Raw genomic sequence first — 25,906 nt, 5'->3', positions numbered from 1 at the left:
CCATGACCACCATCCACTCGACGCCGACCAGAACGGTCGCCACCTCGGCCGGCGCGTTCTCGACCCGGCAACTCGTCGCCGCCCTCCCGGGCGCGCTGCGCAAGCTCGACCCGCGCTCCATGTGGCGCAACCCGGTGATGTTCATCGTGGAGGTCGGCGCGGCGCTCACGACGGTGATCGCCCTGGCGCAGCCGTTCCTGGGTGCGGGCGGGGCCGGACCCGCGACGCTCGCCTTCACGTGGAGCATCGCGGCCTGGCTCTGGCTGACCGTGCTGTTCGCCAACCTCGCCGAGTCGGTCGCGGAAGGCCGCGGCAAGGCGCAGGCGGCCACCCTCCGCAAGACCCGCTCCACCACCGTGGCGACGCGCGTGTCGCGCTACGACGAGACCGGCGACGCGGAGGCCCTGACCGCCGCGACGGAGCAGGTCGCCTCCAGCGAGCTGCGGCTCGGGGACGTGGTCGTGGTCACCGCCGGCGAGCTCATCCCCGGCGACGGCGACGTCATCCGGGGCATCGCGACGGTGGACGAGTCGGCGATCACCGGCGAGTCCGCCCCGGTCGTCCGGGAGTCCGGCGGCGACCGCAGCGCGGTGACCGGCGGCACGCGCGTGCTCTCCGACCGCATCGTGGTGCGGATCACGAGCAAGCCGGGCGAGACCTTCGTGGACCGGATGATCGCGCTCGTGGAGGGCGCCTCCCGGCAGAAGACCCCGAACGAGATCGCGCTGAACATCCTGCTGGCGAGCCTGTCGATCATCTTCGTGATCGTGGTGCTCGTCCTCCAGCCGGTGGCCGGCTACTCGGACGTGTCCCCGACCGTTCCGGTGCTCGTCGCGCTGCTGGTCTGTCTCATCCCGACGACGATCGGCGCGCTCATCTCGGCGATCGGCATCGCGGGGATGGACCGCCTGGTGCAGCACAACGTGCTCGCCATGTCGGGGCGCGCGGTGGAGGCAGCGGGAGACGTGACCACGCTGCTGCTCGACAAGACCGGCACCATCACCTACGGGAACCGCCGGGCCAGCGAGTTCACGACCGTCGCCGGCACCGCCGGCGACGTGCTGGTGCGGGCGGCGGCGGAGTCGTCGCTCAGCGACCCGACGCCGGAAGGAGTCTCGGTGGTCGAGCTGGCGGAGACGCTGGGCTACGAGCGGCCCGCGCACATCGACGGCGAGATCGTGCCGTTCACGGCGCAGACCCGGATGAGCGGCCTCGACCTCCCCGACGGCTCCCAGGTGCGCAAGGGCGCGGCGAGCGCCGTCGTCGCGTGGGTCCGCGAGACCACGCCGGCCTCTGCCGCGGCGCTGGAGGAGCTGGACCGCGAGGTCGAGCGCATCTCCCAGGTCGGCGGCACCCCGCTCGCCGTCGCGACCCGCGCCGCGGACGGCACGTCCCGGCTCCTCGGGGTCGTCTACCTCAAGGACATCGTCAAGGAGGGCCTGGCGGAGCGCTTCGCCGACCTCCGGAAGATGGGCATCCGCACCGTCATGGTCACCGGCGACAACCCGCTGACCGCCAAGGCGATCGCGGCCGAGGCCGGCGTGGACGACTTCCTCGCCGAAGCCAAGCCGGAGGACAAGCTCGCGCTCATCCGGCGCGAGCAGGAGGGCGGGGCGCTCGTCGCGATGACCGGCGACGGCACCAACGACGCCCCCGCACTCGCGCAGGCCGACGTCGGGGTCGCGATGAACACCGGCACCTCGGCGGCGAAAGAGGCCGGCAACATGGTCGACCTGGACTCCGACCCGACGAAGCTGATCGACATCGTGCGGATCGGCAAGCAGCTCCTGATCACCCGCGGGGCGCTCACCACGTTCTCCATCGCGAACGACGTGGCCAAGTACTTCGCGATCATCCCGGCGATGTTCGTCGGGGCCTTCCCCGGCCTCGCGGTGCTCAACGTGATGGGCCTGCACTCGCCGGCCTCCGCCATCCTCTCGGCGGTCATCTTCAACGCGATCGTCATCGTGCTGCTCATCCCGCTCGCCCTGCGCGGAGTGCGCTACCGGCCGTCGGCGGCGTCCACGCTGCTCGGCCGCAACCTCCTCATCTACGGGCTCGGCGGGATCATCGCCCCGTTCATCGGCATCAAGCTGATCGACCTCGTCGTCGCCCTGATCCCCGGTTTCTAACCGGCACCCGACAGTAAGGAATCGTTGAGAATGAACCGCCTCCGCGGCGCCTGGCGCCAGTACTGGGTCGCCATCCGCGCCATGATCGTGCTCACGGTCGCGCTCGGCGTCGCCTACACCTTCGTCGTGACCGGCATCGGGCAGCTCGCGTTCCCGGCGCAGGCGAACGGGTCGATGATCACGCAGGACGGGAAGGCCGTCGGCTCGGCCCTGATCGGCCAGGCCTTCACAGACAAGAAGGGGAGCCCCCTGCCGCAATGGTTCCAGTCGCGTCCCTCGGCCGCGACGTCGAGCGGCCCCGCCGGCTACGACGCGGGGGCGTCCTCAGGCAGCAATCTCGCCACCGGGAACCCGGTGCAGGTGAAGGCCGTGCAGGACCGCACGGCGGCCATCGAGAAGCTGGATGGCGTGCCTGCCTCCGAGATCCCCTCCGACGCGGTCACCGCCTCCGCCTCCGGCCTCGACCCGCACATCTCCCCCGCCGACGCCCTGCTCCAGGTGAAGCGCGTGGCCGAGGCGCGCGGGCTCCCCGAAGCAACAGTGAAGAAGCTGGTCGAGTCTAGGATTCAGACACGGGATCTCGGCTACCTCGGGGACCCGACCGTGAACGTGCTCCAGCTCAACCTGGCGCTCGCCCAGCTCGGCCGCTGACCGGCCGACATCGAGAGAGGGATCGAGGGGCAATGGCGCGTGGCCACCTCCGGGTCATGCTCGGCGCGGCGCCCGGCGTCGGCAAGACGTACGCGATGCTCGAGGAGGGCAAGCGGCTGAAGGCCCTGGGCAAGGACGTTGTGGTCGCGGTCGTGGAGACCCACGGCCGCGCCGCGACCGCCGCCATGCTGGATGGCTTGGAGGTCGTCCCGCGCCGCTCGGTCGAGCACCGCGGGGTGGAGCTCACCGAGCTGGATCTCGACGCGGTCCTCGACCGCGCGCCGCAACTGGCTCTCGTGGACGAGCTCGCCCACACCAACGCCCCCGGCTTGCAGCACGCCAAGCGCTGGGAGGACGTCGAGGTGATGCTCGCCGCCGGCATCGACGTGATGTCGACGGTCAACATCCAGCACATCGAGTCACTGAACGACGTGGTCGAGCAGATCACCGGCGTGCAGCAGCGGGAGACCATCCCGGACGCCGTGCTGCGCCGCGCCGACCAGATCGAAGTGGTCGACCTCGCACCGCAGGCGCTGCGCGACCGGCTCGCAGAGGGCGTCGTGTACCCGGCGGCCCGCGTGGACGCCGCCCTCTCCAACTACTTCCGGCTCGGCAACCTGACGGCGCTCCGCGAACTCGCACTGCTCTGGCTGGCCGACGAGGTCGACAGCGCGCTGCAGCAGTACCGTGCCGAGCACGGGATCGCCGGCAAATGGGAGGCCCGCGAGCGCGTGGTCGTCGCCCTCACCGGCGGCCCGGAAGGCGAGACACTGCTGCGGCGCGGCGCCCGGATCGCCGCACGTTCGGCCGGCGGCGAGCTGCTCGCCGTGCACGTCACCAGCCAGGACGGCCTCCGCGAGGCCAACCCCGGCGCGCTCGCATCGCAGCGCGCGCTGGTGGAGCAGCTCGGCGGCAGCTACCACCAGGTGGTCGGCAGCGACATCCCGCAGGCGCTCGTCGAGTTCGCGCGCGGCGAGAACGCGACGCAACTCGTCATCGGCGTGTCCCGGCGCAGCCGGCTGGCAGCGCTGCTGACGGGACCGGGAATCGGCGCGACGGTGGTCCGGGAGTCCGGCGACATCGACGTCCACATCGTGACGCACTCCCGGGCCGGCGGGCGCTTCTCGCTGCCGCGGCCGCGCGGCGGCCTCACGACACGGCGCCAGGTCTACGGCTTCCTGCTGGCGCTGATCGGCGGCCCACTGCTGACGCTGCTGCTGGTGAGCATGCGCTCGGGCGAGTCGATGACGGCCGACGTGCTCAGCTATCAGCTCCTGGTGGTGGTCGTCGCGCTGGTGGGCGGGATCTGGCCGGCGCTGTTCGCCGCGCTGCTCTCCGGGCTGACGTTGGACTACTTCTTCGTCGCCCCGCTCTACACGATCACGATCGCCGAGCCGCTTCACCTGCTCGCGCTGATCCTCTACATGATCATCGCCGCGCTGGTCAGCCTGGTCGTCGACCAGGCGGCCCGGCGCACGCGAGCCGCCCAGCGCGCCGCCGCCGAGGCCGAGCTGCTGGCGACGGTCGCCGGCGGCGTCATCCGCGGCGAGGACGCCCTGCAGGCGCTGGTCACCCGCACGCGCGAGGCGTTCGGGCTCACCGGGGTGCGCCTCCTGGACGGTGACGAGGTGGTGTCCACGGACGGTGAGCCCGCCGGCTCGGAGCACACGCAGCGCATCGCCGTGGGCGACCGCGGCACACTCGAGCTGTCCGGCCGCGATCTGGAGGCCGCCGACCGGCGCCTGCTCGCCGCGATCGTCGCTCAGCTCGACGCGGCACTGGAGCACCGCGAGCTCGCCGCGACCGCGAGCGAGCTCGGCCCGCTCGCCGAGGCCGACCGGGTGCGCAGCGCCCTGCTCGCCGCCGTCGGGCACGACCTCCGCCGTCCGCTCGCCGCCGCGACCGCCGCCGTCACCACACTGCGCCAGCGCGACCTCGCCCTCAGCGACGGCGACCGCGAGGCGCTGCTGGAGACCGCGGAGGACAGCCTCGACGGCCTCGCCACCCTGGTCACCAACCTGCTCGACGTCAGCCGCGTCCAGGCCGGCGTGCTCGGAGTGTCGCTGGCGCCGACCGAGCTGGACGACGTGATCCCGCCCGCGCTCGAGGAGCTGGGGCTCGGCCCGGCCAAGGTGGAGCTGGACCTGGCGGAGAACGTGCCGCCGGTGCTCGCCGACGGCGTGCTGCTGCAGCGCGTGCTGGTGAACCTGCTCGGCAACGCCCTGCGGTTCTCGCCGGACGGGCGGCCTCCCGTCATCGCGGCCAGCGAGTTCGGCGGGACGGTGCAACTGCGCGTCGTCGACCACGGGCCCGGCATCCCCGGCGAGCGCCGCGAGGCCGTCTTCCTGCCGTTCCAGCGGCTCGGCGACACGGACAACGACACCGGGATCGGGCTCGGTCTCGCGCTCTCCAAGGGGTTCGCCGAGGGGATGGGCGGGACGCTGGAGGCCGAGGACACCCCGGGCGGCGGGCTGACGATGGTGGTATCGCTGCCGGCCGCGACCGCATCCACGCCCAGCACATCCACGCCCAGCACATCCACGATCAGCACATCCACGATCAGCACGGAGGAGACGCCATGAGGATCCTGATCGCCGACGACGACCAGCAGATCCTGCGCGCCCTCCGCATCCTCCTCACGGCGCGAGGCTACGAAGTCCTCACCGCCCGCACCGGCGCGGAGGCGCTGTCGGAGGCGGTGGAGCATCACCCCGACCTGGTCATGCTCGACCTCGGGATGCCCGAGCTGAACGGCATCGAGGTGATCGAGGGGCTGCGCGGCTGGTCGACGGTCCCGATCCTGGTCGTCTCCGGGCGCACCGGCTCGGCCGACAAGGTGGACGCGCTGGACGCGGGAGCCGACGACTACGTGACGAAGCCGTTCGCGGCCGACGAGCTGCTGGCGCGCATCCGGGCGCTGACCCGGCGCCAGTCCGGCCCGGCCGACGAGCCGGCGGTGCGTTTCGGCGACATCACCGTCGACCTCGCGGCCCATCAGGTGCTGAAGCGCACGGCCGACGGCGAGTCGCCGGTGCGGCTGACGCCGACCGAGTGGGAGATCCTGGAGGTGCTGGTGCGCAACCCGCGCCGGCTGGTCACGCGCCAGGCTCTGCTCACGCAGGTGTGGGGCCCGCAGTACACGAACGACACCGGTTACCTGCGCCTCTACCTGGCGCAACTCCGCAAGAAGCTGGAGCCCGTCCCGTCCTCCCCGCGCTACCTCCTCACCGAGCCCGGCATGGGCTATCGCTTCACGCCCGACCCCGACCCCGACCCCGACCCCGAGTAACCCCGAGTACGCGAAAAGTCAGCCGAATACCGCCGAGTACGCAGACTATTCGCGTACTCGCGAGGTGCCCGGCGGCGGATCGGCGGAAGGGAACGGGTCGGCCGATACGCCGGGTTCTGTCACGGCGCTCGCGCGCCGCGGACGGCCATCTCTCTCGGGACGACGTCGCCGCCGCCCTCTAGCGGTCTACCCGGGGACGAGACGAGCAGCCTCATGGTCCCCTGTCTGACCTTGCTCCGGGCGAGGTTTACCCAGCCGGCCGGGTCACCCCGGCCGCTGGTGGTCTCTTACACCACCGTTTCACCCTTACCGCGCACTCGCGTGCGAGGCGGTCTGCTCTCTGTTGCACTTTCTCGCGGGTTGCCCCGGGTGGGTGTTACCCACCGCCCTGCTCTGCGGAGCCCGGACGTTCCTCGGCGGCCCGCTCGCGCGGACCGACGCGACCGTCTGGCCGACCCGTTCCGGCCCCCACCCTAGCGCAGCGGGAGCGGAGGCCGCTGGCAGCGACTAGAGTCCCGACTCCTCGTTGCGGATCAGGATCGCACCGCTGTCCGGGCAGAGCACCACGTCGTCGTCCGCCGCCCGGCGGATGTCGGCCAGGTCCGACTCGGTGAGCTTGACGTTCGATCCCATCGACACCCCGCGCAGCAGCAGGGCTGCGCCGACGCCGTACCGCGAACGCTGCCGCTCGTAGAGGGCGACCAGGTCGGCGGGAAGCGTCTCGGCGATAGTGGCGCGGTCGCGGGCGAGGGCGTCGCGCTGGGCGCCGACCGTGCCGGCCTCGCCGTCGCGGGAGGCCTCGAGTTCCTGAACCCGTGCCTCCAACTCGTTGCGCTCGGCGTCGATGGAGGACAGTGTCGCCTCGAGCCCCTCCAAGCGCTCCATCACGGTCAGCTCGATCTCCTCGAGGTCGTTCTGGCGCTTCGCGAGGGACGCGAGCTCGGCTTCCAGGGCCTGCACGTCCTTCACGGAGGACGTGTGCTGCAGCCGCTCGCTGTCGCGGCGCTTGCGCGCCTCCACCAGCTCGACGTCCGACTCGACGCGCTTCAGCTCGGCGCGGGCGTCCTCCACCTCTCCGGTCGCGGCGATCCACCGGGCCCGGAGGGAGTCGACCTCCGGCTGCAGCGCGGCGAGCTGTGCCGCCTGCGGGAGGTTGCGGACGGCGTGGTCGAGCTGGCTGAGCCGGGTGTCGGCGGCCTGAAGCCGGAGGAGTTCGTTCTGGTCGGCGGGGCTGGCTTTCATGCTCTGCTCTCTGCTGTCTCTATCTGATGCGGTGGGTCATTGCAGGATCGCGAAATCCCAGGGGTCGGTGCGCAACTCGCTGACGACGACCTCCACACCGGGAAGCTCGCGGCGGAGGCTCTCGGCGGCCGTGTCGAGCCACAGCCACTCGCTCGCCCAGTGCGAGACGTCGAGGAGGGCCGGGCCGCCGCCGAGGACGGCCTGCTCGCGCGCCTCCGACGCCGGATGGTGGCGCAGGTCGGCGGTGATGTAGACGTCCGCGCTGCGCACAGCGTCGCTGGCGAGCAGCGAGTCCCCGGCGCCGCCGCACACGGCGACGCGGGAGACGGGCTGGTGGTAGTCGCCGGCCGCGCGGACTCCCCGGCGGTCGGCGGCAGGAGGTCGGCGAGGGCGCGGGCGAGCGCGCCGAGCGTCGTCGGCTCGGCCAGGGTGCCGACCCGGCCGATGCCGGTGACGCCGTCGGGCGCCGGAGAGATCGGCGCGGTGTCGCGGAGGCCGAGGGCCGCGGCCAGGACGGCGCTGGTGCCGTCAGCGACCACGTCGGCGTTGGTATGCGCCGCGATCAGGGCGCAATCGTTCCGGATCAGCGTGGCCAGCAGCGAGCCCTTGTAGCGGTCCTCTGCGACGGAGGTCACGCCGCGCAGCAGCAGCGGGTGGTGGGCGATGAGCAGGTCGGCGCCCATCCCGACGGCCTCGTCGACCGTCGCGGCGACCGCGTCCACGGTGAGGAGGATGCGCTCCACGCTCGCGGCCGGATCACCGGACACCAGGCCGGGCGCATCCCACCCCTCCGCGCCGGCGACCGGCCAGAGCGATTCGACGACCTCGCAGACGGAACGGAGAGTGTGCGGCACGCAGTAGAGCCTACCCGGCGCCGTCGGGGACGGACCTCGTCGCCGGCGGAGGACTTCCGCCGCGACACGCCGGTCGGAGGCAGCCAAGGGAGGATGCGGGGCCGTCCCCGGGCCGGATCTCCTCCGTTGGCCGCGGCCGTGGGAGCCGCGCGTCGCCCCCACGAAGTCGGTAACGGAGGAGATGGGGCCGGCTAGGGGCCGCGGGTCCTCCGTTGGCTGCGTTTTATGGGGTGGTGGGGCCGGATGTCCTCCGTCGCCGACGCCGTCAGGCCTCCGAACGCTCCTGCCGGCGCACCGCGCGCACGCCCGACACCATCGGTGTCACCAACCCGATCCCGAGCGCGAGCAGCACTCCGACGTTGCTCGTGCCGATGCCGGCATGCGGGTCGGCCCCGAGCAGCCGGAACAGGTAGCCCTCCCAGGCCAGCCACGGCAGCGGCGAGCTGACGAAGCCGAGCCCGATCGCGCTCGCGACCACGAGCATCGTGAGGTTGATCCAGCGCCAGTCCGGGTAGACGCCCCCGCGGTTCAGCAGTGAGCCGTGGTGGAAACGGCGCGTGCGCAGCATCATCTCGCCGGCGAACAGCCCGGCCCAGGCGGCGACAGGCACCGACAGCGCGGTCGGGACGCCGCGGATGACCACGTCCAGGTCCCTCACCGTGAGGGCGAGCACGACTCCTGCGACCGCGATCGCGGCGGCGATGACCAGTGTGCTCCAGCGCCGGCCGAGCCGTACGCCGAGCGCGTCGAGGGTGAAGCCGCCCGAGTAGACCGTGAGCACCAGCGCCGAGATGAGGCTGAGCCCGACCGCCAGCAGCAGTGGGACGGGGTACCAGGCGGGGAGGCCGAGCTGCACGAACCCTCCCACCGGGTCGCTCGCCAGCTCGGCGGCCAGGTGCGGGTCGGAGGCCGCGAGCAGACCGCCGTAGGAGACGAGCACGAACGGCGGCACGCCGGCCCCGAACGTCGCCCACAGCATCCCCGCCGCGCCGGACGAGCGCCGGCGCTGGTACCGGGCGACCTCCGCGCTGCTCATGGCCCAGGCCAGACCGACGTAGCTGAACACGAGCACAGCGCCGGTCACGACGTGCGTCCAGAGCGCGTCGGGCACGGCGAGCGCGCGCGACACGTCGACGTGCCGCCAGGTGGCTGCGATCGTCACGGCGATCAGCGCCGCCGACGCGATCGTGAGGACGAGCTGGACCCGCGAGACGAGCCCGTAGCCGAAGTAGGCGACCACGCCGGCGACGGCGATCGTCACGACAAGCGCGATCGCGGTCGGGATCGCGGCACCGTGCGACCAGCCCTCCGAGACCGCCAGCGACCCCGCGGCCGACCCCGCCAGCCAGAGCAGCACCGCGCCCCAGAACAGCTTGGTGACCAGCGCCAGCACGGTCGGGAGGGCGTTCCCCCGCAAGCCGAACGTGGCGCGCGACACCACCATGGTCGGCTGCCCGCTCCACTTGCCGGCGAGCGTCCCGAGCCCGAGCGGCAGGAACGACAGCGCGACACCGAACAGCGTCGCGACCAGGAGCTGCCGGAGGCTCAGCCCGAGCAGGAACAGGGTCGCGCCGACGCCCACGCTGATCAGCGAGGAGGTGCCGGCGAACCACAGCCAGAACAGCCGGGACGCGTGCCCCGCGCGCCGTTCGAACGGCGTGGGCCCCAGGTCCACGGTCTCCGGCACGAACACGGGAGGCGCGACCGGGCCGGGGTGCAGTGCGGAGTCCTCGGGCGGCCGCGGCGGCGCGACGGGAGTCGGCGTGCTGTGCGCGGCGACAGCGTCCAGCTGACCGGGGGTCGCCGCGGCCGGTGCAGGGTCGGCCGGCGCGGGCTCGGCGGCTCCGGCCACCGGCGCGGCGGGCGCGACGGGGAGGGCGTCCGGGAGCAACGGGACCGGCTGGGAGTCGCGCGGCGCGTACTCGGCGGGTACGAGACCCAGCGGCTCGACGCGCGGTGCGGGAGCCGCGGGAGCGGACGCCCGCTCGGTCGCGGAGGACGAGGTGTCGAGCGCGATCGTCGGGAACTTGGGCGGCGAGACCACCGGCTGCGCCGGCGCAGGTGACTCCGGCGCCTCCGGGTTCTCCGCGGCCGCCGCCACCGGCGGCTCCTGCGCGGCCGACTCCGCCACCGGCTGCGGCACGGCCGCCCCCACCCACACGCTGTACGTCGGCTGCGGCCCATCGTCCCGGCGCCGCGACGGGAGGTCGTCGAAGCTGATCAACTGCGTCGGCGGCCCGGCCCAGTCGTCGTCCTCGTCGTACTCTTCCGCTGCATCCACTCCCCCGACGACGGCGTCCGCCGGCTCCCCCACCACCGGAATCGCCGCCGTCGCCCGCGCCTGCAGCACGTTCTGGAGATGCTGGATCGCCCCGAATGTGTCGTGGACCCGGAGGTCCGCGTTCACGATCGCCGTGACCTCCGCGTCGCTGAGGGTCGCCGCGCCGTCCCCGTCCGCGGCGGCGAGCGGCCCCGCCACGATCGGGATCGCCGCCGTCGCCCGGTCGACCTCCACCTGGAGGGCGTCGGCGAGCTCGTCGTCGCTGTGGCGGACTGCTCCGCCCGGTTCCGCGACGCCGTCCCTCTCCACGCCATCGGCCCGTTCCATGTTCTGAGCCTACGACCGGAACGTCCACCGGGTCACGGGCCATCCTGGCGGTACCATCGTCTCGATGAGCACGCCGATCCCGACTCCGTACGAAGACCTGCTGCGCGACGTCCTCGCGAACGGCAGCCACAAGTCCGACCGCACGGGCACCGGGACGCGCAGCGTGTTCGGCCGCCAGCTCCGGTTCGACCTCGCCGAGGGCTTCCCGCTGATCACCACCAAGCGAGTGCACTTCAAGTCCATCGCCTACGAGCTGCTGTGGTTCCTCCGCGGCGAGAGCAACGTGGGGTGGCTGCGCGACAACGGCGTCACGATCTGGGACGAGTGGGCCGACGAGCGCGGCGAGCTCGGCCCGGTCTACGGCGTGCAGTGGCGGTCGTGGCCGGCGCCCGACGGAACCCGCATCGACCAGATCCAGCAGGTGGTCGACACCCTGCGCCGCGACCCGGACTCGCGCCGGATCATCGTCTCCGCCTGGAACGTCGCCGACATCCCGGACATGGCGCTCGCCCCGTGCCACGCGTTCTTCCAGTTCTATGTCGCCGACGGCCGGCTCTCCTGCCAGCTCTACCAGCGCAGCGCCGACATGTTCCTCGGCGTCCCGTTCAACATCGCCAGTTACGCCCTCCTCACGATGATGGTCGCCCAGCAGGTCGGCCTGGAGCCCGGCGACTTCGTCTGGACCGGCGGCGACTGCCACATCTACGACAACCACGTCGAGCAGGTGACGGAGCAGCTCGCCCGCGACCCCTATCCCGCGCCCACCCTGCGGTTCACCCGGAAGCCGGAGAGCCTCTTCGACTACCGGTACGAGGACTTCGTGGTGGAGGACTACCAGCACCACCCCGCCATCCGCGCGGCCGTGGCCGTATGACGCCCGCCCTCAGCAGTACCGTCGCCCTGATTTGGGCGCAGGCCCACGACCGCGTGATCGGCGCCGGGGGCGTGATGCCGTGGCACCTGCCCGAGGACCTCAAGCATTTCCGCGAGCTGACCGACGGCGACCCGGTGATCATGGGCCGGCGCACCTGGGAGTCCCTGCCCGAGCGGTTCCGGCCCCTCCCAGGCCGGGCGAACGTCGTCGTGACGCGCGACGCGGGCTATGAGGCTCGCGGCGCGGAGGTCGTCCACTCCCTCGACCGAGCGCTCAGCGCCGCCGGGACCGGGACCGGGACCGGGACCGTGTGGATCATGGGCGGCGCGGAGCTGTACACGCAGTCCCTGCCGCTCGCCGACCGGGTCGAGGTGACCGAGATCGACCTCGCCGTGGCGGGCGACACGTTCGCGCCGAAGCTCGGTCCTGAGTGGCACGGCGACCCCGGGCCGTGGCTGGAGGCGGCGAACGGGATGCGGTACCGCTTCGTCCGCTACGAGCGCTAGGTCCGCCGAGCGCTAGATCCGCCGGGCGCTAGGTCCGCCGGGCGCTAGGTCGGCAGGGCGCTAGGTCAATCCCGCCACCAGGTTGACGGTCGTCGCGACGATGACCGTGCCGAACACGTAGGACAGCAGCGTGTGGCGGATGATCGTCCGGCGCAGGTACGTGCTGGTGATGTCCGTGTCCGACACCTGGAACGTCATCCCGAGCGTGAACGAGAGGTAGGCGAAGTCGCTGTACTGCGGCGGCTCCTTCTGGTTGAAGTCGACGCCGCCGTCCTTGCGGTAGTAGATCCGCGCGTAACGGAGGGTGTAGAGGGTGTGGACGAGCACCCACGACAGCGCGATGCTCACGATCGCGAGCAGCGCCACCGCGAGCTGCGCGCCGCCCTTGAGACTGCGCGCCTCGACGAGGACCCACACGACCGCGAACACGCTCACCAGCGCGGTGATGGTGAGCACCAGGTCCACGGTCCTCCGACCCGGGTCCTCCAGCGTCGCGTGGCTGCGCGTCTGGCCCGCGTCCATGCGCCAGATCGTCGACCAGACCCACACGACGTACACCAGGCAGGCCGCCGCCCACCCGGTCAGGATCGCGTGGTGCAGCACCTCGAAGAAGGCGGCAGCCACCGCCACCACGATGCCGACCCCCAGGGCCACGTACAGCTTGACCCGGGTGTGCCCGCGTCCGCGCTTCAGATCGTCCGTCACACAACGGATGTTCGCACGTCACGCCGGGTCGTCGACGCCAGCGCGCCGGTACGATCGGTTTGTGACCACCGCTCCCTCACCTCTCGCCGACCTCGACACCGAAGCGCTCCGAGCCGCGCACGCCGACTTCGTGCGCGCCTACGACGAGCTGAAGGCCGCCGGCCTCGTACTCGATATCACGCGCGGCAAGCCGTCAGCCGAGCAGCTCGACCTCTCGAACGACCTCCTGCACCTCCCCGACGGGGCCTACCGCGACGCCGCGGGGACGGACCTGCGCAACTACGGTGGTCCGAACGGCCTGCCCGAGCTGCGCGCGATTTTCGCGGACGCGCTGCGGGTGCCGGTCGCCCAGCTCCTCGCGCTCGGCAACTCCAGCCTCACGGTCATGCACGACACCGTCGCGCAGGCGCTGCTGCACGGTGTGCCCGGCGGCGACCTCCCGTGGGGCCACCAGTCGATCAGCTTCCTCGCGCCGGTGCCGGGCTACGACCGGCACTTCACGATCTGCGAGCGCTTCGGCATCCGGATGATCGCGGTGCCGATGAACGAGGACGGCCCGGACATCGCGACGATCGAGACGCTGCTGGCGACGGACGACAGCATCAAGGGCATGTGGTGCGTGCCGGTGTACTCCAACCCGACCGGCGCGGTCTACAGCGAGGAGGTCGCCTGCGCGCTGGTGTCGTTGCCCGCCGCGCCCGACTTCCGGCTGTTCTGGGACAACGCCTACGTCGTCCACCACCTGAGCGACGAGCGGCCGGAGCCGATCGATATCCTTGCGCTGGCCGCCGAGGCGGGCAACCCGGATCGCCCGCTGATCTTCGCCTCCACGTCCAAGGTCACGTACCCGGGCGCCGGCGTGGCCTTCATCGGCGGGTCGGAGGCGAACATCGCCTGGTTCCAGCACAACTCGGCCGCACAGAGCATCGGACCGGACAAGATCAACCAGCTCCGCCACGTTCGGCTGCTCCGCGACCAGGATGGCCTGGCGGCGCACATGGAGAAGCACCGCGCGATCCTGGAGCCCAAGTTCGCCGCGGTCGACGAGGCTTTCCGCGCGCGGCTGCAGCCGTGGGGCGCGGGCGCCTGGAACGCCCCGCACGGCGGCTACTTTGTGAGCCTGGACGTTCTGGACGGCTGCGCCAAACGCGCCGTCCAGCTCGCCAAGGAGGCCGGCATCGCGGTGACGCCCGCCGGGGCGACCTACCCGTACGGCGAGGACCCGCGCGACGCGAACATCCGCATCGCGCCGACGTTCCCGCCGCTGGCGGAGCTCCGCGCGGCCCTCGACGGACTCTGCACGGCCATCCTGCTCGCCGAGACCGAGGCGCTGCTGGCCGAGCGGAACTGACGTGACGACCGGCTGGGTCGTCCGCCCGAGCGAGGAGGCCGACTGGACCGCGTACCGCGCGATCCGGCTGGAGATGCTGGAGGACACGCCCATCGCGTTCCTCGAGACGCTGGCGACCGCCCGGACGCACCCCGACGAGCACTGGCGGCGGCGGGCGGCCAACACCTCCACGAGCAGCAGGCTGTTCGCGGCGGTGGCGCGGGACGGACGCTGGATCGGGACGATGGGCGGCTTCCACGCGACGGGATCACCCGACCCGCATCTGGTCGGCGTGTACGTGACGCCCGCCCTGCGCGGCCGCGCGCACGGCGTCACCGACGCGCTGTTGGACGCCGTCGTCGACTGGGCGCGCCTCCGCTCGGGGCGGCTGCTGCTGGAGGTCCACGAGCGCAACGCGGCCGCGATCCGGTATTACGAACGCCGCGGCTTCGCCTTCACCGGCAACACGCAGCCGTATCCGCTCGACCGCAGCACGCTGGAGTTGGAGATGGCGGCCGACCTGTAGCCGTCGCGAACGGAGGAGATCCGTACGCGGCGCCGGCGTGTCGGCAGCCAGCGGAGGAAATCCGGCGCTGCCAGGCCGCGATCTCCTCCGTTGCCGACGGTCCGGGCGCGTCGGGGAGCGGAGGAGATCGGGGTCGGTTTCGGCCGGATGTCCTCCGTTGGCCGCGATCCGGGCGCAGCCGCCGGGTTCTCCTCCGTTACCTGCGCGGCGGAGGCTGGAAGCGGAGAGCCAGTTCGGCCAGGAGCCGGGCGCCGTAGCCGGTTGCGCCTTTGGAGCGCCAGGCGTCGTCGCTGTCCGCGTTCATCGTGCCTGCGATGTCGAGGTGCGCCCAGGGCGTCCCGCCGACGAACTCGCGCAGGAACAGCGCGGCCGTCGTCGCGCCCGCGTAGGGTCCGCCGACGTTGGCGAGGTCGGCGATGTCGGAGTCCAGCAGCTTGCGGTAGGCGGTCTCCAGCGGAAGCTGCCAGACCTTCTCGTCGGTGCTCCGGGAGGCCGACACGATCGCGTCGGCGAGCGCCTGATCGTTGCTGAACAGCGCGGCCCGGGCCGGCCCGAGCGCCAGCAGCGCCCCGCCGGTGAGCGTCGCGATGTCCACGACCGCGTCGGGCTCCTCCTCCGTGGCGAGGACCAGGCCGTCCATCAGCACGAGGCGCCCCTCGGCGTCGGTGTTCTTGACCTCCACGGTCGTGCCGCCGCGCGCCGTGAGCACGTCGCCCAGCTTGTACGCGGAACCGGACGGCATGTTGTCCGTGCACATCAGGAACGCCGTGACCATCGTCGTGCAGCCCAGGTCCTGGAGGCTGGACAGCGCACCGAAGATCGCCGCGGCGCCGCCCATGTCCATCTTCATCAGCAGGTGCATCGGATCCGAGGGCTTGAGGCTGATGCCGCCGGAGTCGTACATGATGCCCTTGCCGACGAGCGCAAGATGGCCGGTCGGCTCGCCGTCCGGGACGTAGCGCAGCCGGATCATCCGCGGCTCCTCGGCGCTCCCGGCGTTGACCCCGAGCAGGCCGCCGCAGCCCAGACCGACGAGCTGCTGCCGGTCGAAGACCTCCACCTCCAGCCCGAAGTCGGCCGCCAGCTCCTCGGCGAGGTCGCCGAAGTCGGTGGCCGTCAGGTGGCCGGGCGGGGTGTTGGCGAGGTCACGGGCGATGGCGGCGCCGCGCGCGGTGACCGCACCGGCGGGGAGGCCGTCGGCCACAGCGGCGGACGGAGCCTCGTCCACGAGCACCTCGAGGCGGGTCAGTTCGGTGACGGTCGGCGCCGACTTCAGCTCGGAGTAGCGGTAGCGGCCGAGCAGCGCGCCCTCGGCGACGACCTGGCCGACCCGCTCGGGCGGCACAGCGCCTGTCGCCGGCAGGCGGAGACCGAGCGCGGCCGACGACGACGCCGCGCGAGCGAACGTCGCGGACAGGTCGCGAAGTGTGTCGGCGGTGAGCTCCTGCGGATCGCCCGAGCCGACTGCGTAGAGCACGGGGGCGGCCTCGGTCGGGACCAGGAGGGTCTGGCCGGCCTTGCCCTCGAACCCGGCGCGCTCGAGCGCGTCGCGATCGAGGCCGAGGTCGGCGTCGACCGGGCCTCCCGTCCCGACGGCGATGCCGATCGCGTCGAGCCCCTCTTCCTCGCCCCGCGCGAAGGCCGTGACCGCCTCGAAGCCGACGATCCGCGCCGGGCGGTACGACGGGACGGGGGTGAACGACGCGGGGATGAGCCTCTGGACCGCCGATGCCATCTCAGACCTCCCCGAAGCCGCTCTCCACCAGGTCGACCAGGGCGTCCACGGCGGATTCCCCTGCACTGTCCGGCGACGCGATGGAGGCCGTGGCGCCGGCCGTGAGGCCGAGGGACATCACGCCGAGAAGGCTCTTGGCGTCCTTGCCGTTCACGGTCACCTTCACCGGGAACGTATTGGCCAGCTTGACGAACTCGGCGGCAGGCCGGGCATGCAGGCCCTGCGGGTTGCGCACGAGCACCTCGCGCGTGTACCCGTCCGCGCCGCGCACGGCGGCCGGCGTTTCGGACGGCGAGGCCGACTCGGCAGCGACAGGCTCGGCGACCGACGCCGCCTCCGCGTCGGCCCACGCCGATCGCGCGCCTTCCACCGCGGCCGCGACCCCGCGAGGTCGGCGCCGGTCTCCGCGGCCACGGCCGCGGCGACGCCGCCCTCCACGAAAGGCCCGTCGACGACGCGCACGCGGGCGCGCTCGTCCTCCGGCAGCATGTCGAGCACGGTCTCCGCCGTCAGGAGTGCCGAGCCGAGATCGCTGACGACCACGACGCCGGAACCCTGGTCGGCCTCGCCCACCGCGGTCATCACCTTGCCGAAGCTCGTGCCGATCCCGTCGTCGTCCGTGCCGCCCGCCGGCAGCAGCGTCACCGACGGCGCCATCTGCCCGGCGAGGGCGACGGCGCCGGCGGCGAGCTGCGAGCTGTGCGAGACGAAGACGAGCCCGACCCGCGCGGTCGAACCGCCGGTCATCCCGCCGCCTCGGCAGCGGCCCGCAGGATCAGCGCGGTGGACTGCGCGCCCGGGTCGCGGTGACCGGCCGAGCGCTCGCCCAGATAGCTGGCGCGGCCCTTCCGGGCGACGAGCGGGATGGTGGCGTCCGAGCCCTGCTCGGCCGCCCCGGCCGCGGCGTCGAGGATCGCCGCGGGAGCGTCCCCCGCGGCGAGCGCGGCCGAAGCCGCCTCCACCGCGGGGGTCCAGGCGTCGACCATCGTCTTGTCGCCGGACTCCGCCTTGCCGCGGGACACGATGCCGTCGCGCGCCGCGGTGAGCAGCGCCACCAGGGTCTCCCCGTCGATCGCGTCCGCGGCGCCGACCGGCTCGGAAGCCTTGAGGAAAGCCGTGCCGTACAGCGGCCCGGACGCCCCGCCGACGGTGGAGATCAGGGTCATCGCCACCGAGCGCAGCACCGCGGACGGCGTCGCGTCGGCCGGCAGTTTCGCGAGCGCGTCCACGGACGCGCGCATCCCGCGGTCCATGTTCTCGCCGTGGTCGCCGTCGCCGATCTCCCGGTCGAGCGTGTTCAGCTCACCCTTGTGCTCGCCCACGGTCGTCGCTGCGGCCGAGATCCAGGAGGTGACCCAGTTCGTGTCCAGCGCCATCAGCGCATCCTTCCTCGTGTCGTGTCATCCGGTCTGTGGAGCGTACGCCCGCCCACGTCCCGAGGGCTCACACGCCCCAGCGGAGCGCAGCGGTGTGCACCGGCGCGTCCCACAGGGCGGTCAGCTCGTCGTCCAGCTTCAGCACCGAGATCGAGGCGCCCTGCATCTCCAGCGAGGTGACGTAGTTCCCGACCAGCGACCGGCCGAGGACGATCCCCTTCTCGTCCAGGATCTCCGCCGCGCGCCGGAACAGGATGTAGAGCTCCGAGAGCGGCGTGCCGCCCATGCCGTTGACGAACAGCAGCACGGTGTCCCCCGACGAGAACGGCAGATCGGTGAGGATGGCGTCCATCATCCGGTCGACCAGGCGGTCGGCGGGCTCGAGCTTGATCCGCTCGCGGCCCGGCTCGCCGTGGATGCCGACGCCGAACTCGATCTCGTCCTCCGGGAGCACGAAGCCGGGCTGGCCCGCGTGCGGGACGGTGCCGTCGGTCAGCGCCAGGCCGATCGAGCGCACGTTGGCGTTGACCTTCTCCGCCACCGCGGTGACGGCGTCGAGGTCGTCGCCGCGGTCGGCCGCCGCTCCGGCGATCTTCTCCACCAGCACGGTGCCCGCGACACCGCGACGGCCGGCCGTGTAGAGGGAGTCCTGGACGGCGACGTCGTCGTTGGTGACGACGGCCCGCACCGTGATGCCCTCCGCGGCCACCAGATCGGCGGCCGTCTCGAAGTTCAGCACGTCCCCCGTGTAGTTCTTGACGATGTGGAGCACGCCCGCCCCGCCGTCCGCGGCCTTGGTGGCCTCCACGATCGGCATCGGCGTCGGCGAGGTGAAGACCTCACCCGGAACCGCGGCGTCGAGCATGCCCTTGCCCACGAAGCCGGCGTGCAGCGGCTCGTGGCCACTGCCTCCACCGCTGACCAGGCCGACCTTGCCGCGCACCGGGCCGTCGGCCCGGGAGACGAAGCGGGGGTCCTGGGACACCGTCACGATGTCCGCGTGAGCCCGTCCGAACCCCGCGAGGGACTCGGCTACGACGTCGGGTACGTCGTTGATGAGCTTCTTCATCGAAAACCCTTCCTTCCACTTGCTGTCAGTGCGTCGCCTCGACCCATTCCTCGAGCTTCGCGGCCGCAGCCCCGGAGTCGATCGCCTGGGCGGCGACCGCCATGTGCGAACGGAACCGATCCAGGATGGACACCTGGACCCTCGACGGGTCGGACGCGAGCTCGTAGGACACGAGCCCGGCCGCCGCGTTGAGCAGCACGATGTCGCGCACGGGGCCCTCCTGGCCCGCGAGCACGGCACGCACGACCGCCGCGTTGTACGCGGCGTCCTTCCCGAGCAGATCCTCGATCCTGGCGCGCGGGATGCCCAGATCACGCGGATCGATGTCGTGCTCGGTGACGAGGCCCCTGGAGACCTCCCAGACGTGGCTGTGACCGGTGGTCGACAGCTCGTCGAGGCCGTCGTCGCCGCGGAAGACCAGTGCGGTCGCGCCGCGGGTCTGGAACACGCCGACGATCAGCGGGATGCGGTCGAGCGTCGCGACGCCGACCGCTGACGCCTCGGGGCGCGCCGGATTGCACAGCGGCCCGAGGAAGTTGAACACCGTCGGCACGCCGAGTTGCGACCGCACGGGGCCGGCGTTGGCGAAGCCCGGGTGGAAGGCGCTCGCGAACGCGAAGGTGATCCCGGTGCTCTTCAGCACCTCGGCCACGCGGGCCGGCGGCAGGGTCAGGTCGATGCCGAGCGCGGCCAGCACGTCCGACGATCCGGACGACGAGCTGGCCGCCCGGTTGCCGTGCTTGATGACGGGAACCCCGCGGCCGCGGCGACGATGGAGGCCGTGGTGGAGACGTTCACGGTGCCGAAGCGGTCGCCTCCGGTGCCGACGATGTCGAGCGCCATCGGGTCCACGGCCAGCGGGACCGCGTGGTCGAGGATGGCGTCGCGGAAGCCGACGATCTCGTCCACGGTCTCGCCCTTGGCCCGCAGCGCGATCAGGAAAGCGGCGAGCTGGGCCTCCGTGGCCTCGCCCGACATGACCTGGTCCATCGCCCACGCCGCGTCCGCCACACTGAGGTCCTCACGGGCCAGGAGGGAGGTGAGCACGGACGACCAGGACTGCTTTTCCGTCATACTGCGATCCTATGGGGAGGCGACACGCCACGGGGAGCCGCCCGTTTGTACCAGGTGTACGGGGGTCGTTTCCTGAATCGGAGCAGATTCCTGCCATTCAGGTGAGAAAACCACGGCTTCTTTTCAGCCATAATGGGATTTGTGACGAGCACCTCCATTTCCCCTGCAACGAGTGCGCCGGCGATCAACCGGCCCAATGTCGTGGCCGTCGGCACGATCGTCTGGCTCGGCTCCGAGGTGATGTTCTTCGCGGGCCTGTTCGCGATCTACTTCACGCTCAAGTCGACGTCGCCGGACCTGTGGGCCGCGGAGACGCAGCACTTGAACATCCCCTATGCGGCCGTGAACACCACGATCCTCGTGCTGAGCTCCATCACCTGCCAGATGGGCGTCTTCGCCGCGGAGCGGCTCCAGCCGCGCCACTCGGCCGGGCTGCTGAAGTTCTGGAAGTGGGGCATGGTGGAGTGGTTCGCCCTCTCCTACATCATGGGCGCCATCTTCGTCTCCGGCCAGGTGCTCGAGTACGCCACGCTCGTCTCCGAGGGCATCTCGCTCAACGCCAACGCCTACGGCTCCGCCTTCTATCTGACGACCGGCTTCCACGCCCTGCACGTCACCGGCGGCCTCATCGCCTTCCTCCTCGTCATCGGCCGCGCCTTCGCGGTCAAGACCTTCGGCCACAAAGAGGCCACGAGCGCCATCGTCGTGTCGTACTACTGGCACTTCGTCGACGTCGTGTGGATCGGACTGTTCGCGGTCATCTACATCATCCGATAGATCAACAGGAGCTGACCTCACCTCATGCGTCCCCGCGTCCCCGGCACCCAGAAGTCCCGCGCAGCAGCGCCCTCGCGTAATGCGAAGGCCGCGCGCAAGACCGGTCGCCGCCACCCGCTCGCCACCGTCGCGCTGCTCGCCATCGGCCTCGGCCTGACCGGCGGAGCCTACGCCGCGTTCACCACCACCACGGCCTCCGCCGAGACCCCGCAGGTCCAGACCGCCAGCAAGTCCTCGGTCTCGCAGGGCGAGAAGCTGTTCCAGGCCAACTGCGCCACCTGCCACGGCATGGACGCCCAGGGCACGGTCAACGCACCGTCGCTCATCGGCGTCGGCGCCGCCGCGGTCGACTTCCAGGTCGGCACCGGCCGCATGCCCATGCAGATGCAGGGCCCGCAGGCCGAGCAGAAGCCGGTCCAGTTCTCGAACGAAGAGGTCGCGGCCCTGGCCGACTACGTGGCCTCGCTGGCTCCCGGGCCGTCCATCCCCGAGCAGAAGTTCCTCGCAGGCAAGGGCGACGCCGCCAACGGCGCCCAGCTCTTCCGGATCAACTGCGCGATGTGCCACAACGTCGCCGGCGCCGGTGGAGCCCTCACCGAGGGCAAGTACGCCCCGCCGCTCACCGGCGTGAGCGCCAAGCACATCTACGAGGCCATGATCACCGGCCCGCAGAACATGCCGGTCTTCAACGATCTGAACATCTCGCCCCAGGGCAAGGCCGACATCATCACGTACCTCAAGTACATCCAGAACAACCCGTCCCCGGGCGGCATCGAGCTCGGCTCGCTCGGCCCGGTGGCCGAGGGACTCTTCCTCTGGATCTTCGGTCTGGGCGCCATCGTGGCCCTGACCGTGTGGATCACGGCGAAGTCCAACTGACCGTTCTGTCGTACTTGTAGAAGCACAGCGTAAGAAGGAGAACAATGGCACAGGACGAGAACGGCGGTCACGAGCTGACGCCAGCCAGTTCGTCGGCCGTCGACGTGCACCGGACCGGCGACCCCGGAACGGCGGTGATCATCCGCGACGCCGTGGAGAACCCCGGCTTCCCGCCGCACCGGCCCCGGGTGACCGACCTCGACCCCCGCAAGGAGCGGCGCGCCGAGCGCACCGTCTACACGCTGTTCTACCTGTCGATCGCAGGCTCGGTCTGGGCGGTCGCCGCCTACATGGCGTTCCCGATCAACGCCAGCGACCCGGGCTCGGTCCGCCTGAACAACCTGTTCATCGGCATCGGCATCACGCTGGCCCTCCTCGCGATCGGCATCGGCGCGGTGCACTGGGGCAAGGCCCTCATGCACGAGAAGGAGGGCGTCGACCTCCGGCACCCCGTGCGCGGCTCCGAGCAGACCACCGAGCGCGCCGCGGAGATCTTCCGCCAGGCCGACGAGGAGTCCGGCTTCAACCGCCGGGTCCTGATCCGCAACAGCCTCATCGGCGCGCTGATCGCCTTCCCGCTGCCCGGCATCATCCTCTTCCGCGGTCTCGCGCCGCAGGGCGTCGACCCGGCCGAGCTGCTGTCGCAGACGATGTGGGCCAAGGGCATCCGTCTGACCCGCGACCCGTCCGGCACGCCGATCAAGGCCTCCGACGTCACGCTCGGCAGCGCCTTCCACGTCATCCCCGAGGGCCTCAACGACGCCCCCGACATGCTGGAGCAGAAGGCCAAGGCGGCCGTCCTGCTCATGCGCCTCAAGCCCGAGGACCTGCACGTGTCCAAGGGCCGCGAGAACTGGAACTACGACGGCATCGTCGCCTACTCCAAGATCTGCACGCACGTCGGGTGCCCCGTGGCACTCTACGAGCAGCAGACCCACCACCTGCTGTGCCCGTGCCACCAGTCGCAGTTCGACATCACGCACGAAGCGCAGGTCATCTTCGGACCGGCGAAGCGGCCTCTGCCGCAGCTGCCGATCACCGTTGACGCCGAAGGCTATCTGGTCGCCCGCAGCGACTTCCACGAGCCCGTCGGCCCGAGTTTCTGGGAGCGTCATTGAGCACGTCGACCGCCGCAGCCCCTGCGGCACCCACCACGGCCAAGAGCGGCGGCTTCACCGCTGCCGCCGCCAACTACATCGAGGACCGCACCAGCATCTCGGGCGCGGTCAAGGAGTTCGGTCGCAAGATCTTCCCCGACCACTGGTCCTTCCTGCTCGGTGAGGTCGCCCTCTACAGCTTCATCGTCATCCTGCTGACCGGAACGTTCCTGACGTTCTTCTTCCAGGCGTCGATGGCCGAGGTCGTCTACAACGGCTCCTATGTGCCGCTCAAGGGCATCCACATGTCCGCGGCGATGGAGTCCACCCTCAACATCTCGTTCGAGGTGCGCGGCGGCCTGCTCGTGCGCCAGATCCACCACTGGGCGGCGCTGCTGTTCGTGGCCGCGATCGGCCTGCACATGCTCCGCATCTTCTTCACGGGCGCGTTCCGCAAGCCGCGCGAGCTGAACTGGGTGATCGGCTTCACGCTGTTCATCCTGGCGATGGCCGAGGGCTTCACGGGCTACTCGCTCCCGGACGACCTGCTCTCGGGCAACGGCCTCCGGATCATCGACGGCCTGGTCAAGGGCCTCCCCGTCGTCGGCACCTGGATCTCGTTCCTGCTCTTCGGCGGCGAGTTCCCGGGCACCGCGATCGTCGGACGCCTCTACACGCTGCACATCCTGCTGCTGCCCGCACTGGTGGTCGCGTTCATCGCGCTCCACCTGGTGTTCGTGGTCGTCCACAAGCACACGCAGTACGCGGCTCCCGGACGCACGCAGGGCAACGTCGTCGGCTACCCGGTCCTGCCGGTGTACGCGGCGAAGGCCGGCGGGTTCTTCTTCATCGTGTTCGGTGTCATCGCGGCCATGGCGTCGTTCTTCACCATCAACCCGATCTGGAACTACGGCCCGTACGACCCCTCCCCGTGTCCGCCGGCACCCAGCCGGACTGGTACATCGGCTTCGCGGACGGCGCGCTGCGTCTGGTCCCGCCGGGCTGGGAGTTCGTCTGGCTCAACCGCACGTGGTCGTTCAACATCATCGTCCCCGTCGCCATCCTCGGCCTCTTCATCGTGACCGTGATGATCTACCCCTTCATCGAGGCGTGGGTCACCGGCGACAAGCGCGAGCACCACATCCTGGACCGTCCGCGCAACGCGGCCACCCGTACGGCCATCGGCGCGGCAGGCACGACCTTCTACGCGGTGTTCTGGGCTGCGGCCTCGTCGGACATCATCGCGACGCACTTCAAGCTCACGATGGAGGGCGTCATCCACACCCTCCAGGCGCTGCTGTTCGTCGGCCCGGTCGTCGCGTACTTCCTCACCAAGCGCATCTGCATCGCGCTGGCGAAGAAGGACCGCACCATCGCACTGCACGGCTACGAGACCGGCCGCATCGTGAAGCTCCCCGGTGGCGAGTTCATCGAGGTGCACGAGCAGCTCAGCGACTACGAGCGCTGGCGTCTGGTCAGCTTCGAGACGTACGAGCCGCTGATGGTGCGCCCGAACAAGCGCGGCAAGATCACTGCCGGCACCCGCATGCGCGCGAGCCTGTCCCGCTGGTTCTTCGAGGACCGGCTGGTCCCCCGACCCGCGGCGAACTCGAGTCGGGCCACGGCCACCACTGATCCGCTGTGAAGGCGCCGGTGCAGTTTTGCACCGGCGCTTTCGCGTATCCCCGACCCTTCCCATCACCGACCGTTCGCGGAGGCTGCCATGACCGACCTGGACCGTCTGGCCTCGTGGCTGCGCTGCCCCGTCTGCGGGCGAGACCTGGCGCCCGTCGACCGTCTCGCGCTGGGCTGCGCCGACGGGCATCGGCACGACGTGAACAAGCGCGGTTACGTGTCCCTCCTCGGCGGCGGGAGCAGGTTCGTCGGCGACACGGCCGAGATGCTGGACGCGCGCGACACGGTGCTGGAGGGCGGAGCGTACGCTCCCATCGCGACAGCCCTCGCGTCAGCAGTTGCCCTGCCGCCGGGCGCGCGAGTCCTCGACGCCGGCGCCGGCACGGGCCACTACCTTCGCGCCGTGCTCGCCGCCTCCCCTGGCACAGTCGGCCTGGCGATGGACCTCTCCCCCACCGCCGTCGCCCGAGCCGTGCGCTCCTCCCCGGACATCGACGGGCTGGTGGCGGACACCTGGCGTCCGCTCCCCGTGCGCTCGCACAGCGTGGACGCCGTGCTGGACGTGTTCGCGCCCCGTAATCTTGCCGAGTTCCACCGCGTCCTCCAGCCGGGCGGTACCCTCGCGGTCGTGGTACCCCGTGCCGACCACCTGGCCTCCCTGCGGGAGACCGGCGGCATGCTCGACATCCCTACCGACAAGGCCGAGGACGTCATCGCCGCCGCAGACGCTTTGTACGCCCCGCTGGCGCGCGAACACATCGACTACGCTCTGACACTCGACGACGCCCTCCGACGCGCCCTGGCGGCCATGGGCCCCTCCGCCCGCCACGCCGATGCCGCCCCCGCCGAGGCCGCGACGACGACAGTCTCCGTCGACCTCCTCACCTTCACGCCCCGCTGACCGCGCGCCCCGCACGTGCGCAGGTCACGGGCTGCGGCGCGAACGGGGTCGCAACACACTGCAGACCGAAGCGCAGGCGCAGCGCAGGGGGTCGCAACACGCCGCTATTGCGGCGCGGTAGCGGCGTGTTGCGACCCCCTTCGGGACACGGCGGTGCCGCGGCGAGCATGCAGCGAGGGCCGCCTCCCTGTGGGAGACGGCCCTCGTGCGGTTCGCTGGCGGCTCAGCGCGCGAAGTAGCCGCGGTAGTACTCGTAGACCCAGCCGACGATGCAGACGATGCTGAAGGCCACGCCGATGAAGCAGATCCAGAAGCCGACCGCGAGGCCCAGCATGACCAGCGCAGCGCCTGTCGCGAGGGCCACCGGCCACCAGCTCCACGGGGAGAAGTGGCCGAGCTCGGGGTCGCCGTCGTCGATGTTCGCGTCGAGACGGTCCTCCGGCAGCTCGCCGCCCTGGGCGGCGTGCGAGCGACCCACGTAGAACGCGATGAACGCGGCCAGGATGGCGCTCAGCGTGAGCGCCACCGTGCCGACCCACTCGACCTTCAGGTGCATCGGGTCGAGCAGGCTCCACAGCGTGTAGACGATCGCCGAGAGGATGAAGAAGACTGACAGGATCCAGAAGAGGACGGAATTGGCTCTCAT

The 25,906-nt window shown here is 71.3% G+C and carries 22 protein-coding genes, 1 other RNA gene and 3 pseudogenes; 13 read left to right on the top strand and 13 right to left on the bottom strand.

Annotated features, from left to right (window positions below; genetic code table 11):
* Nucleotides 1-2 precede the first annotated feature (2 nt).
* The 4 genes from kdpB to ACR5MH_RS02320 are packed head-to-tail and all read left to right on the top strand — an operon-like array spanning nucleotide 3 to nucleotide 6,072.
* Nucleotides 3-2,132 (top strand): potassium-transporting ATPase subunit KdpB, encoded by a 2,130-nt coding sequence (kdpB, locus tag ACR5MH_RS02335; protein ID WP_431350133.1) that lies wholly within the window; start codon nucleotides 3-5, stop codon nucleotides 2,130-2,132.
* 30 nt (nucleotides 2,133-2,162) lie between these two features.
* Entirely contained in the window at nucleotides 2,163-2,783 is a 621-nt protein-coding gene (gene kdpC, locus ACR5MH_RS02330) for a potassium-transporting ATPase subunit KdpC (protein ID WP_431350134.1), read from the top strand.
* Between the two features lie 32 nt (nucleotides 2,784-2,815).
* On the top strand, nucleotides 2,816-5,365 hold the full coding sequence (locus tag ACR5MH_RS02325; RefSeq protein ID WP_431350135.1) for a DUF4118 domain-containing protein: 2,550 nt from the start codon (nucleotides 2,816-2,818) through the stop codon (nucleotides 5,363-5,365).
* On the top strand, nucleotides 5,362-6,072 hold the full coding sequence (locus tag ACR5MH_RS02320; protein ID WP_431350136.1) for a response regulator: 711 nt from the start codon (nucleotides 5,362-5,364) through the stop codon (nucleotides 6,070-6,072). The genes ACR5MH_RS02325 and ACR5MH_RS02320 overlap by 4 nt, the downstream gene beginning before the upstream one ends.
* Before the next feature lie 89 nt (nucleotides 6,073-6,161).
* Here the strand turns inward: ACR5MH_RS02320 and rnpB are convergent.
* The 5 genes and pseudogenes from rnpB to ACR5MH_RS02295 all read right to left on the bottom strand — a co-directional run bounded on the left by rnpB (nucleotide 6,162) and on the right by ACR5MH_RS02295 (nucleotide 10,776).
* An RNA gene (gene rnpB, locus ACR5MH_RS02315) (RNase P RNA component class A) lies at nucleotides 6,162-6,531 on the bottom strand.
* A 48-nt stretch (nucleotides 6,532-6,579) separates the two neighbouring features.
* The gene (locus tag ACR5MH_RS02310) at nucleotides 6,580-7,314 is read right to left on the bottom strand and encodes a zinc ribbon domain-containing protein (RefSeq protein WP_433862240.1); all 735 of its coding nucleotides are present in this window, start codon (nucleotides 7,312-7,314) and stop codon (nucleotides 6,580-6,582) included.
* A 36-nt stretch (nucleotides 7,315-7,350) separates the two neighbouring features.
* Nucleotides 7,351-7,626: a Nif3-like dinuclear metal center hexameric protein gene (locus ACR5MH_RS02305; protein ID WP_433862239.1), complete on the bottom strand. Its 276-nt coding sequence runs from the start codon at nucleotides 7,624-7,626 to the stop codon at nucleotides 7,351-7,353.
* 119 nt (nucleotides 7,627-7,745) lie between these two features.
* Nucleotides 7,746-8,168 (bottom strand): annotated as a pseudogene (locus tag ACR5MH_RS02300) (Nif3-like dinuclear metal center hexameric protein); the annotation flags it as partial.
* A gap of 265 nt (nucleotides 8,169-8,433) precedes the next feature.
* Nucleotides 8,434-10,776: a cytosine permease gene (locus ACR5MH_RS02295; protein ID WP_433862238.1), complete on the bottom strand. Its 2,343-nt coding sequence runs from the start codon at nucleotides 10,774-10,776 to the stop codon at nucleotides 8,434-8,436.
* 64 nt (nucleotides 10,777-10,840) lie between these two features.
* Here ACR5MH_RS02295 and ACR5MH_RS02290 point away from each other — a divergent pair, with 64 nt between their 5' ends.
* Nucleotides 10,841-11,650, top strand: coding sequence for a thymidylate synthase (locus ACR5MH_RS02290; protein WP_431350139.1), 810 nt, complete (start codon nucleotides 10,841-10,843; stop codon nucleotides 11,648-11,650).
* A complete protein-coding gene (locus ACR5MH_RS02285; RefSeq protein ID WP_431350140.1) occupies nucleotides 11,647-12,156 on the top strand; it encodes a dihydrofolate reductase in 510 nt (169 codons plus the stop codon). Before ACR5MH_RS02290 ends, ACR5MH_RS02285 begins: the two co-directional genes overlap by 4 nt.
* Nucleotides 12,157-12,216: 60 nt before the next feature.
* On the opposite strand, the gene ACR5MH_RS02280 is transcribed toward ACR5MH_RS02285, so the two are convergent.
* Nucleotides 12,217-12,861, bottom strand: a complete 645-nt coding sequence (locus tag ACR5MH_RS02280; RefSeq protein ID WP_431350141.1) for a DUF1345 domain-containing protein — start codon at nucleotides 12,859-12,861, stop codon at nucleotides 12,217-12,219.
* A 61-nt stretch (nucleotides 12,862-12,922) separates the two neighbouring features.
* On the opposite strand from ACR5MH_RS02280, the gene ACR5MH_RS02275 reads away from it, so the two are divergent.
* The gene (locus ACR5MH_RS02275; protein ID WP_431350142.1) at nucleotides 12,923-14,212 is read left to right on the top strand and encodes an aminotransferase class I/II-fold pyridoxal phosphate-dependent enzyme; all 1,290 of its coding nucleotides are present in this window, start codon (nucleotides 12,923-12,925) and stop codon (nucleotides 14,210-14,212) included.
* A gap of 1 nt (nucleotide 14,213) precedes the next feature.
* Nucleotides 14,214-14,717, top strand: a complete 504-nt coding sequence (locus ACR5MH_RS02270) for a GNAT family N-acetyltransferase (protein ID WP_431350143.1) — start codon at nucleotides 14,214-14,216, stop codon at nucleotides 14,715-14,717.
* Nucleotides 14,718-14,913: 196 nt separating this feature from the next.
* On the opposite strand, the gene ACR5MH_RS02265 is transcribed toward ACR5MH_RS02270, so the two are convergent.
* From ACR5MH_RS02265 to trpD, 6 genes and pseudogenes are all read right to left on the bottom strand, one after another.
* Nucleotides 14,914-16,452 carry a leucyl aminopeptidase gene (locus ACR5MH_RS02265; RefSeq protein WP_431350144.1) on the bottom strand — a complete coding sequence of 513 codons (1,539 nt, stop codon included), beginning with the start codon at nucleotides 16,450-16,452 and terminating at the stop codon, nucleotides 14,914-14,916.
* 1 nt (nucleotide 16,453) lies between these two features.
* Nucleotides 16,454-16,687 (bottom strand): HPr family phosphocarrier protein, encoded by a 234-nt coding sequence (locus ACR5MH_RS02260; protein ID WP_433862237.1) that lies wholly within the window; start codon nucleotides 16,685-16,687, stop codon nucleotides 16,454-16,456.
* Entirely contained in the window at nucleotides 16,615-17,199 is a 585-nt protein-coding gene (gene dhaM / locus ACR5MH_RS02255; protein WP_433862236.1) for a dihydroxyacetone kinase phosphoryl donor subunit DhaM, read from the bottom strand. Before dhaM ends, ACR5MH_RS02260 begins: the two co-directional genes overlap by 73 nt.
* Entirely contained in the window at nucleotides 17,196-17,828 is a 633-nt protein-coding gene (gene dhaL, locus ACR5MH_RS02250; protein ID WP_431350146.1) for a dihydroxyacetone kinase subunit DhaL, read from the bottom strand. The genes dhaM and dhaL overlap by 4 nt, the downstream gene beginning before the upstream one ends.
* A 67-nt stretch (nucleotides 17,829-17,895) precedes the next feature.
* Nucleotides 17,896-18,897 carry a dihydroxyacetone kinase subunit DhaK gene (dhaK, locus tag ACR5MH_RS02245; protein WP_431350147.1) on the bottom strand — a complete coding sequence of 334 codons (1,002 nt, stop codon included), beginning with the start codon at nucleotides 18,895-18,897 and terminating at the stop codon, nucleotides 17,896-17,898.
* Between the two features lie 25 nt (nucleotides 18,898-18,922).
* Nucleotides 18,923-19,971 (bottom strand): annotated as a pseudogene (gene trpD / locus ACR5MH_RS02240) (anthranilate phosphoribosyltransferase).
* Between the two features lie 141 nt (nucleotides 19,972-20,112).
* Here trpD and ctaE point away from each other — a divergent pair.
* The 5 genes and pseudogenes from ctaE to ACR5MH_RS02215 all read left to right on the top strand — a co-directional run bounded on the left by ctaE (nucleotide 20,113) and on the right by ACR5MH_RS02215 (nucleotide 25,260).
* Nucleotides 20,113-20,748, top strand: a complete 636-nt coding sequence (gene ctaE, locus ACR5MH_RS02235; protein ID WP_433862235.1) for an aa3-type cytochrome oxidase subunit III — start codon at nucleotides 20,113-20,115, stop codon at nucleotides 20,746-20,748.
* 24 nt (nucleotides 20,749-20,772) lie between these two features.
* Complete coding sequence (qcrC, locus tag ACR5MH_RS02230) at nucleotides 20,773-21,627, top strand: cytochrome bc1 complex diheme cytochrome c subunit (protein WP_431350242.1); 855 nt, start codon at nucleotides 20,773-20,775, stop codon at nucleotides 21,625-21,627.
* A gap of 44 nt (nucleotides 21,628-21,671) precedes the next feature.
* The gene (qcrA, locus tag ACR5MH_RS02225; RefSeq protein ID WP_431350241.1) at nucleotides 21,672-22,745 is read left to right on the top strand and encodes a cytochrome bc1 complex Rieske iron-sulfur subunit; all 1,074 of its coding nucleotides are present in this window, start codon (nucleotides 21,672-21,674) and stop codon (nucleotides 22,743-22,745) included.
* Nucleotides 22,742-24,359, top strand: a pseudogene (gene qcrB, locus ACR5MH_RS02220) (cytochrome bc1 complex cytochrome b subunit). The gene qcrA and the pseudogene qcrB overlap by 4 nt, the downstream one beginning before the upstream one ends.
* Nucleotides 24,360-24,447: 88 nt before the next feature.
* Complete coding sequence (locus ACR5MH_RS02215) at nucleotides 24,448-25,260, top strand: methyltransferase domain-containing protein (protein WP_431350240.1); 813 nt, start codon at nucleotides 24,448-24,450, stop codon at nucleotides 25,258-25,260.
* 223 nt (nucleotides 25,261-25,483) lie between these two features.
* On the opposite strand, the gene ACR5MH_RS02210 is transcribed toward ACR5MH_RS02215, so the two are convergent.
* On the bottom strand, nucleotides 25,484-25,906 hold the full coding sequence (locus tag ACR5MH_RS02210; RefSeq protein ID WP_431350239.1) for a cytochrome c oxidase subunit 4: 423 nt from the start codon (nucleotides 25,904-25,906) through the stop codon (nucleotides 25,484-25,486).

The sequence above is a fragment of the Streptomyces sp. L7 genome, assembly GCF_050990935.1.
In the GTDB taxonomy this organism is placed as follows: Bacteria; Actinomycetota; Actinomycetes; order Actinomycetales; family Microbacteriaceae; genus Leifsonia.
The sequence above is the reverse complement of the archived record's forward strand: the minus strand, read 5'-3'. Positions and strand labels throughout refer to the sequence as shown.